General features: G+C 51.7%; 8 protein-coding genes, 2 tRNA genes, 2 rRNA genes and 1 riboswitch. Of the genes, 11 read left to right on the top strand and 1 reads right to left on the bottom strand.

Annotated elements, in window-relative coordinates:
- Positions 1 to 173: 173 nt before the first annotated feature.
- The 11 genes from AC1HDJ_RS02300 (at position 174) to thiH (ending at position 11,638) form a co-directional block, all read left to right on the top strand.
- Positions 174 to 3,080 (top strand): 23S ribosomal RNA (locus tag AC1HDJ_RS02300).
- 134 nt (positions 3,081 to 3,214) lie between these two features.
- A 5S ribosomal RNA gene (gene rrf, locus AC1HDJ_RS02295) occupies positions 3,215 to 3,330 on the top strand.
- A gap of 45 nt (positions 3,331 to 3,375) precedes the next feature.
- A tRNA-Asp gene (locus AC1HDJ_RS02290) sits at positions 3,376 to 3,452 on the top strand.
- Between the two features lie 100 nt (positions 3,453 to 3,552).
- A protein-coding gene (locus AC1HDJ_RS02285) for an IS3 family transposase (protein WP_479536960.1) occupies positions 3,553 to 4,808 on the top strand; the annotation gives its coding sequence in 2 pieces (ribosomal slippage) (positions 3,553 to 3,904 and positions 3,904 to 4,808; 1,257 coding nt in all).
- A 63-nt stretch (positions 4,809 to 4,871) separates the two neighbouring features.
- Positions 4,872 to 4,947: transfer RNA gene (locus AC1HDJ_RS02280), tRNA-Trp, on the top strand.
- Positions 4,948 to 5,169: 222 nt separating this feature from the next.
- Positions 5,170 to 5,273, top strand: a riboswitch (TPP riboswitch).
- Between the two features lie 267 nt (positions 5,274 to 5,540).
- Entirely contained in the window at positions 5,541 to 7,589 is a 2,049-nt protein-coding gene (gene thiC, locus AC1HDJ_RS02275; protein WP_479536958.1) for a phosphomethylpyrimidine synthase ThiC, read from the top strand.
- Positions 7,590 to 7,951: 362 nt separating this feature from the next.
- Entirely contained in the window at positions 7,952 to 8,713 is a 762-nt protein-coding gene (gene thiE / locus AC1HDJ_RS02270; protein WP_479537205.1) for a thiamine phosphate synthase, read from the top strand.
- Positions 8,700 to 9,458 (top strand): HesA/MoeB/ThiF family protein, encoded by a 759-nt coding sequence (locus AC1HDJ_RS02265; RefSeq protein ID WP_479536956.1) that lies wholly within the window; start codon positions 8,700 to 8,702, stop codon positions 9,456 to 9,458. Before thiE ends, AC1HDJ_RS02265 begins: the two co-directional genes overlap by 14 nt.
- Positions 9,455 to 9,712, top strand: a complete 258-nt coding sequence (gene thiS / locus AC1HDJ_RS02260) for a sulfur carrier protein ThiS (protein ID WP_479536954.1) — start codon at positions 9,455 to 9,457, stop codon at positions 9,710 to 9,712. Before AC1HDJ_RS02265 ends, thiS begins: the two co-directional genes overlap by 4 nt.
- Positions 9,713 to 9,728: 16 nt before the next feature.
- The gene (locus AC1HDJ_RS02255) at positions 9,729 to 10,511 is read left to right on the top strand and encodes a thiazole synthase (protein ID WP_479536952.1); all 783 of its coding nucleotides are present in this window, start codon (positions 9,729 to 9,731) and stop codon (positions 10,509 to 10,511) included.
- Positions 10,508 to 11,638: a 2-iminoacetate synthase ThiH gene (gene thiH / locus AC1HDJ_RS02250; protein WP_479536950.1), complete on the top strand. Its 1,131-nt coding sequence runs from the start codon at positions 10,508 to 10,510 to the stop codon at positions 11,636 to 11,638. Before AC1HDJ_RS02255 ends, thiH begins: the two co-directional genes overlap by 4 nt.
- A gap of 125 nt (positions 11,639 to 11,763) precedes the next feature.
- Here the strand turns inward: thiH and flhA are convergent, their stop codons facing one another.
- The gene (gene flhA, locus AC1HDJ_RS02245) at positions 11,764 to 13,869 is read right to left on the bottom strand and encodes a flagellar biosynthesis protein FlhA (protein WP_479537203.1); all 2,106 of its coding nucleotides are present in this window, start codon (positions 13,867 to 13,869) and stop codon (positions 11,764 to 11,766) included.
- Between the last annotated feature and the right edge of the window lie 11 nt (positions 13,870 to 13,880).

The raw sequence follows: 13,880 nt of genomic DNA, 5'->3' as shown, positions 1-13,880 counted from the left end.
GCTGAGTGCTCACACAGATTGTTTGTTTGTCTTTGCGAAAGCGAAGAGAAAGCTCTTTAAAAATTTGGAAACAAGCTGATAAATAACTGAAGTTCTTAAGAACAAGCGTCTTGAGAAACTGGCATATGACCAGTTTAGTACTTTCATCAATCTGAAATAATTTTGGGTTGTATGGTTAAGTGACTAAGCGTACACGGTGGATGCCTTGGCAGTCAGAGGCGATGAAGGACGTGCTACCCTGCGAAAAGGGTTGGTGAGCTGGGATGAAGCGCTATTAACCAACCATGTCCGAATGGGGAAACCCACCTAAGATAACTTAGGTATCGTTAAGTGAATACATAGCTTAACGAGGCGAACCGGGAGAACTGAAACATCTAAGTACCCCGAGGAAAAGAAATCAACCGAGATTCCGTTAGTAGCGGCGAGCGAACGCGGAGCAGCCCAGAGTCAACATCAGCCAGTGTGTTAATGGAACGGCCTGGAAAGGCCGGCGATACAGGGTGATAGCCCCGTACATGAAAGTGCACTGGTTGTGAGCTCGATGAGTAAGACGGGACACGTGGTATCCTGTTTGAAGATGGGGGGACCATCCTCCAAGGCTAAATACTCCTGACTGACCGATAGCGAACCAGTACCGTGAGGGAAAGGCGAAAAGAACCCCTGTGAGGGGAGTGAAATAGAACCTGAAACCGTGTACGTACAAGCAGTAGGAGCACCTTCGTGGTGTGACTGCGTACCTTTTGTATAATGGGTCAGCGACTTATATTCTGTAGCAAGGTTAACCGAATAGGGGAGCCGTAGGGAAACCGAGTCTTAACTGGGCGATTTAGTTGCAGGGTATAGACCCGAAACCCGGTGATCTAGCCATGGGCAGGTTGAAGGTTGGGTAACACTAACTGGAGGACCGAACCGACTAATGTTGAAAAATTAGCGGATGACTTGTGGCTGGGGGTGAAAGGCCAATCAAACCGGGAGATAGCTGGTTCTCCCCGAAAGCTATTTAGGTAGCGCCTCGGACGAATACCTACGGGGGTAGAGCACTGTTTGGGCTAGGGGGTCATCCCGACTTACCAACCCCATGCAAACTCCGAATACCGTAGAGTACTATCCGGGAGACACACGGCGGGTGCTAACGTCCGTCGTGAAGAGGGAAACAACCCAGACCGCCAGCTAAGGTCCCAAAGTCATGGTTAAGTGGGAAACGATGTGGGAAGGCTCAGACAGCTAGGATGTTGGCTTAGAAGCAGCCATCATTTAAAGAAAGCGTAATAGCTCACTAGTCGAGTCGGCCTGCGCGGAAGATTTAACGGGGCTAAACCATGCACCGAAGCTGCGGCAATGACATTTAGGTGTTATTGGGTAGGGGAGCGTTCTGTAAGCGGTAGAAGGTGTGCTGTGAGGCATGCTGGACGTATCAGAAGTGCGAATGCTGACATAAGTAACGATAAGGGGAGTGAAAAACTCCCCCGCCGGAAGACCAAGGGTTCCTGTTCAACGTTAATCGGAGCAGGGTGAGTCGACCCCTAAGGCGAGGCTGAAAAGCGTAGTCGATGGGAAACGGGTTAATATTCCCGTACTTGTGGTGACTGCGAAGGGGGGACGGAGAAAGTTAGGCTATCCGGGCGACGGTTGTCCCGGTTTAAGCGTGAAGGTGGGAAGACTAGGTAAATCCGGTTTTCTGCATAACACTGAGGCGTGATGACGAAGCACTACGGTGCTGAAGTAGCTGATACTACGCTTCCAGGAAAAGCCTCTAAGCATCAGGTCACCAGAAATCGTACCCCAAACCGACACAGGTGGTCAGGTAGAGAATACTCAGGCGCTTGAGAGAACTCGGGTGAAGGAACTAGGCAAAATGGTGCCGTAACTTCGGGAGAAGGCACGCTGACGGTAGGTGAAGTCCCTTGCGGATGGAGCTGAAGTCAGTCGAAGATACCAGCTGGCTGCAACTGTTTATTAAAAACACAGCACTGTGCAAACACGAAAGTGGACGTATACGGTGTGACGCCTGCCCGGTGCCGGAAGGTTAATTGATGGGGTTAGCGCAAGCGAAGCTCTTGATCGAAGCCCCGGTAAACGGCGGCCGTAACTATAACGGTCCTAAGGTAGCGAAATTCCTTGTCGGGTAAGTTCCGACCTGCACGAATGGCGTAATGATGGCCAGGCTGTCTCCACCCGAGACTCAGTGAAATTGAAATCGCTGTGAAGATGCAGTGTACCCGCGGCAAGACGGAAAGACCCCGTGAACCTTTACTATAGCTTGACACTGAATATTGAGCCTTGATGTGTAGGATAGGTGGGAGGCATTGAAACGTGAACGCCAGTTTGCGTGGAGCCGACCTTGAAATACCACCCTTTAATGTTTGATGTTCTAACGTGGTCCCGTAATCCGGGATGCGGACAGTGTCTGGTGGGTAGTTTGACTGGGGCGGTCTCCTCCTAAAGAGTAACGGAGGAGCACGAAGGTTGGCTAATCCTGGTCGGACATCAGGAGGTTAGTGCAATGGCATAAGCCAGCTTAACTGCGAGACGGACAGGTCGAGCAGATACGAAAGTAGGTCATAGTGATCCGGTGGTTCTGCATGGAAGGGCCATCGCTCAACGGATAAAAGGTACTCCGGGGATAACAGGCTGATACCGCCCAAGAGTTCATATCGACGGCGGTGTTTGGCACCTCGATGTCGGCTCATCACATCCTGGGGCTGAAGTTGGTCCCAAGGGTATGGCTGTTCGCCATTTAAAGTGGTACGCGAGCTGGGTTTAGAACGTCGTGAGACAGTTCGGTCCCTATCTGTCGTGGGCGTTGGATGATTGAGGGGGGCTGCTCCTAGTACGAGAGGACCGGAGTGGACGTATCTCTGGTGTTCCGGTTGTCACGCCAGTGGCATTGCCGGGTAGCTAAATACGGAAGAGATAAGCGCTGAAAGCATCTAAGCGCGAAACTTGCCCCGAGATGAGTCATCCCTGAGGCCTAGAGCCTCCTAAAGGGTTGTTGGAGACTACGACGTAGATAGGCAGGGTGTGTAAGCGTAGCGATACGTTGAGCTAACCTGTACTAATTGCCCGTGAGGCTTAACCATACAACGCCAAAGTTATGTTGGACGATGAAGTTCAGACGATGTTTTTGAGAGCAAAACAGAATTTATCAGTGCGTTTTCAGATTTAGCGTAATGGCCATGAAATGGCGGTTATGTAAATAGAATAAAAGAATTTGCCTGGCGGCGATAGCGCGGTGGTCCCACCTGACCCCATGCCGAACTCAGCAGTGAAACGCCGTAGCGCCGATGGTAGTGTGGGGTCTCCCCATGCGAGAGTAGGGAACTGCCAGGCATCAAATTTAGTCATCTGCACAAGCAGGTGAGCAACAGAATCGGTGGTGTGGTAGTTCAGTTGGTTAGAATACCGGCCTGTCACGCCGGGGGTCGCGGGTTCGAGTCCCGTCCACACCGCCACTGATTGAAATAAGCCCAGCTTAATCGCTGGGCTTTTTTTCGTCTGCTGACCCGTCCTGAATAGCGTTGACACGTTCCTGACTTAAATCTGGAGAACGTGATGATGATTGAGTTCAAACGCACCCAACGTGATTATCCTCTATCCTTTAAAATAGCTGTTGTTGAGCAGGTTGAAAAAGGCGAGATGACCTATAAACAGGCCCAGCAGCGGTATGGTATCCAGGGGCGCTCTACCGTTCTTGTCTGGCTGCGTAAATATGGCCGGCTTGACTGGAGTCCCGGATTTCCTGACCTAGTGAAGAGGAAACGGCCTGTGGCTCAGACGACTATCCCGCTTACACCCGAGCAAAGAATCAGGGAACTTGAAGAACAGCTTGAGCTGGCGAACCAGAAAGCTGAGTTTTTTGAGTCGGTTATCAATGTCCTGAAAAATGATTACGGGGTAAATGTCGTAAAAAAGCGGCCCGGCAAGTCCTCGCGCAAAGTCCGGCCCCAAAAATAACTGTTACGCGCGCATGCCAGTTCCTGGGGCACAGCAGACAGGCGTGGTATCAGGACAACACAAGGCGCAGAAAACGCCAGGAGCATCATGCCCGGGTTCTTGCGTTTGTTGCCCGTGTCAGGTGTCGTCAGCCGCGAATCGGCACGCGTAAACTGCACTATCTGCTGAACACTCAGGCCGATAACATGCTGAATATAGGACGAGACCGTCTGTTTAACCTGCTGAATGAATACCGGCTTCTGGTGCCAGTGAAACGGGCGTATCACAAAACCACCAACAGCCACCATCGCTTTTACCGGCATCCTAATCTGCTGAAACCCGGCCCAGGACAGGTTACCGCCCTTGAGCCAGAGCAGGTCTGGGTTGCCGACATTACGTACCTTCCACTGCTCAGTGGCACAGCTTATCTGAGTCTGGTCACAGATGCTTGCTCCAGAAAAATCATGGGTTATCATGTCGGGGAAAACCTGCAAGCAGAAAATGTGGTAAAAGCGTTTAAACAGGCTCTGAGGCGAAGAAAAACGACGGGGCCCCTGGTTCATCACTCTGACAGAGGGCTGCAATACTGTTCAGCGCTTTATCAGTCAGTCCATGAGAAAAACGGGATAACCTGTTCAATGACCGATGGTTATGACTGCTACCAGAATGCACTGGCTGAGCGAATAAACGGGATCCTGAAAAATGAGTTTTTACTCTCGCGTCCTGCAGACCTAGCGCAAGCCCGGGAAATGGTAAAAGAATCCGTGGCAATTTATAACCATGAGCGGCCACACCTGGCCCTAAAATACAAAACGCCCGATGATGTTCATCAGGCATTTTACAGACAGAAAACTGTCAACTTATATCAGGACTAGTCATGCAATTTGCTCAATTGGCAGATTGAATAGCGTACAGATTGTTGATATAATTTTTCTTATAGGGGCGTAGTTCAATTGGTAGAGCGTCGGTCTCCAAAACCGAATGTTGGGAGTTCGAGTCTCTCCGCCCCTGCCAAAAAGAAAGAATGCTGATTTTCGCTATAAGTAGTTCTCTGTATAAGATCAGATTCGATAAAAATTTCATAAAAAAAGCCTAGCAGCAATGCTAGGCTTTTTTTATAGCTGTGACCCGTCACTGTAAAGTGGGTAACAGATAACAGGATAGAAGGATGGAGCAGTGATCTTTTATCCTGCACATAGGCGGCGCTTGTTTCCATACTGAAGCTTGTTATACTCAAGGCTCTTGTCGGAGTGCCATTTGGCTGAGACCGCTGTTGTAACGCGGGATCCGTTGAACCTGATCAGGTTAATACCTGCGAAGGGAACAAGGGTTGGAAAACAACTCAGAATATGTTGAATCTTGTTGTGTATGATAACGCTTTAGTGAGTCACCCTTATTGGGAGACGGCATCAAGCTAGGGTATTTTTTATTTATCATACTGATTTTAAAGTTAATTATTATTAATTACACAAGAGTATCGTTAGCTACCTGTACAGAATATCGGTTATTACTGATATCTGCTGGTTGCTGTGATGGTTAAAATTTACTGAGGTTTACCGCTCTACTCTCGACAAGCATCTCTTATCTACGGATTAATAAGGAATGCTATGTCTTCTACATCATCTCTTGATTCATCACGTACCGTGGTGATTGTCTCTTCTGCCAAATCGTCTGATCAAGCTCAGCAAGCGCCTACACGTCAGGCTAGTCGGGCGGCGGCAAAGACCTTTCTTGATACGCTACAAGCCTATCCTTATCCCAATTCCCATAAAGTGTATTTACAAGGCTCACGCCCGGATATTCGTGTAGGTATGCGTGAGATTGCGCTGGCACCGAGTTTGGTGGGGGGCAGTAAGAGTGAGCCTGTTTATCAGGATAATCAGCCAGTTAGAGTGTATGACTCGTCAGGCAATTACAGTGATCAGCAAGCGAATATTCAGATCCAATCTGGCTTACCTTGTTTGCGTACGGCGTGGATTGATGAACGTGTAGATACCGAGGTATTGCCTGAGGTGAGTTCTGTGTTTACCCGTGAGCGGTTGGATGATTCGCACTATTTTGCTTTGCGTTTTCCGGTATTGCCGGCGGTGCGTAAGGCAAAATCTGGCCGCTGTGTGACTCAGCTGCATTATGCGCGTTGTGGCATCATCACGCCTGAGATGGAGTATATTGCGCTGCGCGAGAATATGGCTTGCGCAGGTAATACTAACCCACATTTGGCGCATCAGCATGCGGGTGTGCATGATGGTCAGCCGTTTCCGGTGCAGATTACACCTGAGTTCGTTCGTCAGGAGGTGGCGGCTGGGCGGGCTATTATTCCAGCAAATATTAACCACCCCGAAGCTGAGCCAATGATTATCGGGCGAAATTTTCTGGTGAAGGTAAACGCCAATATTGGTAATTCATCCGTCAGCTCTTCGGTAGAGGAGGAGGTGGAGAAGCTGGTATGGGCAACGCGTTGGGGCGCTGATACGGTGATGGATCTGTCAACGGGGCGCTATATCCATGAAACACGCGAGTGGATTTTACGTAACAGCCCCGTACCGATTGGCACGGTTCCACTTTATCAGGCATTAGAGAAAGTTAACGGAATAGCCGAGGATCTGAGTTGGGAGGTCATGCGCGATACCTTGATTGAGCAGGCTGAGCAGGGGGTGGATTATTTTACGATTCATGCCGGTGTGTTGCTGCGTTATGTACCGATGACGGCTAAGCGGCTGACCGGTATTGTATCGCGTGGTGGTTCGATTATGGCGAAGTGGTGTTTATCCCACCATAAAGAAAATTTTTTATATCAGCATTTTACTGAGATTTGTCAGATCTGTCAGGCGTACGATGTGTCGCTTTCATTGGGAGATGGTTTACGCCCCGGCTCAATTCATGATGCCAACGATGAGGCACAATTTGCCGAATTACGCACGCTTGGCGAGCTGACCAAAATTGCGTGGCAACATGATGTGCAGGTGATGATTGAAGGGCCGGGGCATGTGCCAATGCAGCTGATTAAAGCCAATATGGAAGAGCAGCTAAAGCATTGCGATGAAGCGCCATTTTATACTTTAGGCCCGTTAACTACCGATATTGCGCCCGGTTATGACCATATTACTTCAGGTATTGGGGCGGCGATGATTGGCTGGTATGGCTGCGCTATGCTCTGTTATGTCACACCGAAAGAGCATTTAGGATTACCGAATAAAGAGGATGTTAAAACGGGGCTGATTACTTACAAATTGGCCGCACATGCGGCTGATTTGGCAAAAGGACACCCGGGTGCACAGTTGCGTGATAATGCGTTATCAAAAGCACGCTTTGAATTTCGCTGGGAAGATCAGTTTAACTTATCACTTGATCCGGTGACTGCACGAGCATTCCATGATGAGAGTTTGCCGCAAGAGTCGGGCAAGGTTGCACACTTTTGTTCGATGTGTGGGCCGAAGTTTTGCTCGATGAAGATATCGCAAGATGTACGCGATTATGCTGAAAATTTGCAGCTAAATGCTCTAAAAAGCACACAACAAGAGCCTCTTGCTGAAGGTGAACTTGAGCAGGGAATGCAGCAAATGTCGGCCCAATTTCGATCTTCTGGCAGTGAATTGTATCACCCTGCAATACCTGATGTTGTGTCGCAAGTATCAGCCAGTTCGGAGCAGGTATGAGACCGAACGCTGAAGTTATTGTGCGCGGGATCTGGCAGCAGGCCTTGCTGCGTGGGCTGGTTGATACCGAATTTGATGTGGCGGTGTGGTCTGAACATGTGTTGCAGCTAGAAGCGTCGGCCACTCGCGCGTTATTAAATCAGCCAGTAGAGGGAGGCTGGGTTGACTCTGGCTTTTTGCCTGATGGCCAACAGGTTTCTGTCTGGCGACCGAGTGAGAGCAGTGAACATTGGTTGCTGGCCGCCTTGTCTGTAATGCCACAGCTTGGTTTTTACGGGTTGGATGCACTGGTGCTTGCCGGTGCGTTTGCGAATACGCAGCAGTGTGTTTGGCCGGTGCAACGTGCTGATTTTCCGTGCATTATTGATAGTGATTTCACCGTTTCTGCGCCGTTAACGCCTCATTTCCCCCGCTGTTTTTTACCCGCTGAAACTACCAAGTTGGGTTTTTATCCGGTGGTTGATAGTGTGCCGCTGCTGCGGCAACTGCTGGCGCTGGGGGTGACTACGCTGCAGTTGCGGATCAAGCAATCAGCAGTGTTATCACTTGATCAATCACTTGAAAATACTATTACCGAAGCGGTAACTCTGGGCCATCAATATCGGGCGCGGTTGTTTATTAATGATCACTGGCAGTTGGCTATTGCTGCTGGCGCGTATGGTGTTCATCTAGGGCAGGAGGATCTGTTGCAGGCCGATCTGGTGGCCATTGCGCAGGCAGGGTTGCGTTTGGGGATTTCAACACACGGTTACTATGAGTTGCTGTGCGCATCCCGCTGGCAGCCAAGCTACATTGCCCTTGGCCATATCTTCCCCACCACGACCAAACAGATGCCTTCATTGCCGCAAGGGGTGGGGCGTTTAGCCACTTATCAGCAACTGGTACATGACTATCCAACCGTTGCCATTGGTGGGATAGATCTGGGCAATGTTACAGATGTATTGGCAACCGGCGTTGGTAGCGTGGCTGTAGTGCGGGCGGTGACGCAAGCCTCTGATCTTCCGGCGACCGTAGCTCGTTGGCAGGCGCTATGGTCTACATCATGCTCTACATCACCACGGCTTACATTGAGGCCGGAGCGACAAGCGGTACAAAATCCGGAGGTTGCCAATGTTAACCGATAGGCAATTTATCCGTTTCAGCCGCCAGATCATGTTGCCCGAAGTGGGTGAAGCTGGGCAGCAGCGGTTGGCAAAGTTGCGCGTATTACTAATTGGCGTTGGTGGGCTGGGGTGCAGTGCGGCGCAAGCCCTGTTGGCTGCCGGAGTGGGGCAGTTGGTGCTGGCTGATGATGATCAGATTGATGATTCAAATTTACCGCGTCAACTGCTGTACCGTGATGCTGATGTTGGGCGTGATAAAGCGACTGTTGCGGTGGCCTTTTTGCATCAGCTTGCGCCGAATGCACTGATTCGCCCGATCTCACGGCGGGTTACCGCAGATATTCTGGCGTTGGAAACCCCGCTGGCTGATCTGGTGCTCGATTGCAGTGATAACGCGCTGACGCGCCAAGCGGTGAATGCCGCTTGTGTTCAGGCTGCAAAGCCGTTGGTTAGTGCAGCAGTCACCGGCTGGCAAGGGCTGTTGATGAGCTTTTTACCACAGCAAGGCTGCTATCACTGTCTGTTTCCTGATGCTGTAGACCGCTTGCAAAATTGCCAGACGCAGGGAGTTATCAGCCCGTTGGCAACCATGCTGGGGAGCTGGCAGGCGCTTGAGGCGCTGCGGATTGTGCTGGCAGATAAAGCTTCTGGCTCGCCGGATTTACAGCCGCAGCTAGTCAATATTAACGCTTGGCAAGGGCAGTGGCAGACGCTTCACCCTGTTGCCGATCCGGCCTGTGTGGTGTGTGGAGCAACAGCAAAATGAGCCTCTATCAGGACAGGGAAACGAGCGGTAAGCCGGCGATTGAACAGGTGTTGGTATCAGTTCGAATCAATGATCGGCCAATGCAGGTGGCAGTAGGGCTGAGTATCAGTGCGCTGTTGCAGCAGATAGCGGTAAATCCGCAGGGGTGTGCGCTGGCACTGAACGGCCAGATTGTGCCACGCAGCCAGTGGGACAGCACGCCGTTGCATGATTGCGATGATGTCATGCTTTTTCAAGCCATTGCCGGAGGTTGAGAGAATGGATAATCAGATGGATAAGGCTGATGATCCGCTGCGTATTGCTGATCGGCTGTTTACCTCTCGGTTACTGACCGGCAGCGGTAAGTTTGCCTCGGCTACTGTGATGCAGCAGGCGCTGGCTGCATCGGGATCAGAGCTGGTGACGATGGCGTTAAAACGGGTGGATTTACAGCAGCCCGATGAACCGATTTTACGTGCGCTGCATACATTACCTGCACTGCACTGGTTGCCCAATACCTCGGGTGCGCGTGATGCTCGCGAAGCCATTTTAGCCGCCCATTTAGCGCGAGAGGCGCTGGGTACACACTGGCTGAAATTAGAGATCCACCCAGACCCTAAGTATTTACTGCCCGATCCGATTGAAACACTCAAAGCCGCCGAAGCGCTAGTGGCCGAGGGGTTTACCGTGCTGCCCTATTGTCATGCCGATCCGGTGCTGTGTAAGCGCTTGGAGGAGGTAGGATGTGCGGCCGTGATGCCGCTTGGTGCGCCAATTGGCAGCAATCAGGGGCTAAAAACGGCAGAGTTTTTGCAGATTATCATCGAACAGGCGCGGGTGCCGGTGGTGGTTGATGCCGGTATTGGCTCTCCGGCGCATGCCGCGCAGGCGATGGAGTTGGGGGCCGATGCGGTATTGGTGAATACGGCTATTGCGGCGGCGCGCGATCCGGTGGCGATGGCGCGTGCGTTTGCGCTGGCGGTGCAGGCCGGAAGGCTGGGGTATCTGGCTGGGCTGGCGGGGGCATCGCAGCAGGCACAGGCTAGCAGCCCGTTGACTGGGTTTTTGCTATGAGCACATCTTTTGCATCATTAACGCCGGTGGCAGATAGACTAAGAGCGCTGGATTGGGATGATATCCGGCTACGCCTTTATAGCAAAACGGCGGCTGATGTTGAACGGGCGCTGGCACGTTCCCAGCTTAATTTAGATGATTTTCAGGCACTGATCTCTCCTGCTGCTGCACCCTATCTTGAGCAAATGGCGCAGCGAGCACAGCAGAAAACACTGCAGCGATTTGGGCGGGCGGTACAGTTATACATCCCCCTGTATCTCTCAAATTTGTGTGCTAATGAGTGCAGTTATTGCGGGTTTTCGATGAATTTGCCGATCCGTCGGATGGCGCTCAATCCAGCACAAATTGCACGTGAGGGACAGGCGATTCGCAGCCGTGGTTATCAGCATCTGTTGCTGGTTTCCGGTGAGGCAGAGACTAAGGTTGGGATGCCCTATTTTGTGCAGGCATTGGATCTGTTGCGCCCCCATTTTGCCCATTTATCAATGGAGGTGCAGCCGCTGGATGAGGCTCAGTACCGTGAGCTGGCTGAGCATGGGCTCGATGCGGTGTTGGTGTATCAGGAAACCTACCATCCGGTCAGTTATGCTCAGCATCACCTACGTGGGAAGAAGAGAGACTTTCACTGGCGGTTGGAGACACCGGATCGGCTCGGTCGGGCGGGGATCAATAAAATTGGCCTTGGTGCACTGTTTGGCTTGTCTGACTGGCGTACCGATGCCTTTTTTGTTGCGCAGCATTTGACCTTGCTGGAGCAGGTGTATTGGCGCAGCCGCTACTCTATCTCTTTTCCCCGCTTGCGCCCTTGTGCTGGAAAGGGGGCTCAGCAGTCGGGGATGAGTGAGCGTGAGCTGGTGCAACTGATTTGTGCCTATCGTTTATTCAATGATCAGGTTGAGTTGAGCCTGTCGACCCGTGAGTCGGCGCGTTTTCGTGATCAAGTCTTTCCTCTTGGGATCACGGCGATGAGTGCTGAGTCATCTACCCAGCCGGGTGGCTATGCTGAACAGGATGTGCGTTTAGAGCAGTTCAGTATTGATGACAACCGCACTACCGCTGAGGTGGCGGCCGCTATTTTGGCGCGCGGTTATCAGCCAGTATGGAAAGATGGCGAGCATTTACTCTGATGAAGTCATTGATGATGGTGTGAGTGACTGGTGATATCAAAATAAAAAAAACCGCGGTTATCCGCGGTTTTTTTATGCAGTGAATATCCCGATGTGGTTCGGGATGGTTGTTACATGAAAAGGTATTAGCCCAAATTGCCTACCACTGACACATTTTTGTCATCGGGAATTTCATTGAACGAAAGCACGCTCAGGCCCGGAGCGCAGACGCGGGCGTAGCGTGACAGTAGTGGGCGCAGTTGAGGCATTACCATCAACAAAGGGGTATGCCCAGCCATGCGCATGTTGTCTACCACTTGTGGCAGGCTGTACTGCAGTTTTTCGATCACACCCGGCTCTAGCGCAAAGCCATCGAGCTGAACGTGGCCAGCTTGTTGGGCTTGGCTTAGGGCGCCGAGCAAGATATTTTCCAGTTCGATGGCCAAGGTAATTACCGGTATGTCGCTACGGTTGCCGACTAACTGGTGCAGTAGTGGGCGGCGCAGGGCGCAGCGGATATCGGCGCACAGCAGGATCGGGTCTTTGGTCAGCTCGGCTGACTCTAGCAGTGAGTTGGTGATGGTGACGATATCGCGCAGTGACACGTTTTCGGCTGCCAGTTGGCGGAATACCCGCAATAGTTGCTGTGGATTAAGACGTTGCTGCAGATCATCGCTCATTTTGGCATCGCTGGCCTGCAGGCGTTCGATGATTTGGCGTACCTCGGCTGGCCCCATGACTTCATCGATATAGTCATTGATGATTTTGCTGACGTGAGTAGACAAGATAGTGGCGTGATCCACTACGGTATAGCCGTAGTTGACTGCGCGGTCTTTGTTGTCTGGATTAATCCAGACCGCTTCCATCTGGTAGGCCGGATCGGTAGTCAAAATACCATCAATATTGCCGTACACTTCGCCTGGGTTGATCGCCAGCAGGTGGTTATCTTCCAGTTCGGCATTGATCAATACCGCTTCACGTAAGCTGATGCGGTACTCATCCGGAGCCAGTGTGAGATCGTCGTGAACTCGGATTTGTGGGATCAGAAAACCGCGTTGTTCTGACAAGGTTTTGCGGATCCCTGTCAGTCGGGTGAGCAGTTCAGCACCTTGGCGTTGATCGATCAGGTGTACTAGGCGATAACCGACGGCAATGCTGAGGGCGTATACCGCCGGAATATCATCATTATTGATCTCTTGTACTGAGCCGAACTCCGGTGGCTGCACCAGTGCTTCTGCACGGCGCAGTTCATCTTCTGAGGTAGTGTTGTCTTCATGGTGATGGCGCATCTTCCAGCCGGCCAGTGCAATGACACCCGCAAAGGCGAAAAATGCAAGGTGCGGCATACCGGGCACTAATCCCAAGATTAGCATGATGGTGGCGACGACAAACAGCACCACCGGTGAGGCTAACATCTGGCGGCTGATCTGCTGTGAGAAGGTGTCCTGATCAGTGACTCGGGTCACGAGGATGGCGGCAGCGGTGGAGAGCAGTAACGATGGGATTTGGGCGACTAAGCCATCACCAATGGTCAGCAAAGCATAGGTCTGGAAGGCGCTACCAAACGGCATGCCGTACTGGAACACGCCAATACTGACTCCGCCGATAATGTTGATGAACAAAATCAACATACCGGCTACGGCATCGCCGCGCACAAACTTGGAGGTACCGTCCATCGCGCCATAGAAGTCGGCTTCGTTCGCCACATCTTCCCGACGATTACGCGCCTGTTCGTGATCGATTAAACCGGCGTTCAGATCGGCGTCAATCGCCATCTGTTTGCCCGGCATGGCATCGAGGGTAAAGCGCGCACCGACTTCGGAGATCCGCTCGCCCCCTTTGGTGACCACCACGAAGTTGATGATCATTAAGATGACGAACACTACGATCCCCACTACGTAGTTACCGCCGATTACCACTTCACCGAAAGCTTGGATCACTTTACCGGCAGCGTCACCGCCTTCATGACCGTTGAGTAAAACGACGCGGGTGGAGGCAACGTTGAGGCCCAGACGCAGTAAGGTGGCGATCAGTAGCACGGTTGGGAACGCCGAGAAATCCAGCGGCCGCCGGCTGTATACGCTGACCAGCAGTACCAGCAGTGCCAGCACAATGTTGAAGGTGAAGAACATATCCAGCAGCAGTGGCGGGATAGGTAAAATTACCATGGCGAGCAGTACCAGCAGCATCAGTGGAATACCGATCTGCCCTTGACTCAGGTAACGGGTGAAGTTGGATAGTTTAATTCGCATCATGTCTCCGC

This window comes from Plesiomonas sp. ISS29, from assembly GCF_056522795.1.
Note: the sequence above shows the minus strand (reverse complement) of the source record. Positions and strands in the feature narration are given on the sequence as shown.

Bases quoted from the DNA above. Each gene is read 5' to 3' on its own strand.
- AC1HDJ_RS02265 (WP_479536956.1), top strand. From the start codon at position 8,700: ATGTTAACCGATAGGCAATTTATCCGTTTCAGCCGCCAGATCATGTTG.
- flhA (WP_479537203.1), bottom strand. From the start codon at position 13,869: ATGCGAATTAAACTATCCAACTTCACCCGTTACCTGAGTCAAGGGCAG.
- AC1HDJ_RS02255 (WP_479536952.1), top strand. From the start codon at position 9,729: ATGGATAAGGCTGATGATCCGCTGCGTATTGCTGATCGGCTGTTTACC.
- thiS (WP_479536954.1), top strand. From the start codon at position 9,455: ATGAGCCTCTATCAGGACAGGGAAACGAGCGGTAAGCCGGCGATTGAA.
- thiH (WP_479536950.1), top strand. From the start codon at position 10,508: ATGAGCACATCTTTTGCATCATTAACGCCGGTGGCAGATAGACTAAGA.
- thiC (WP_479536958.1), top strand. From the start codon at position 5,541: ATGTCTTCTACATCATCTCTTGATTCATCACGTACCGTGGTGATTGTC.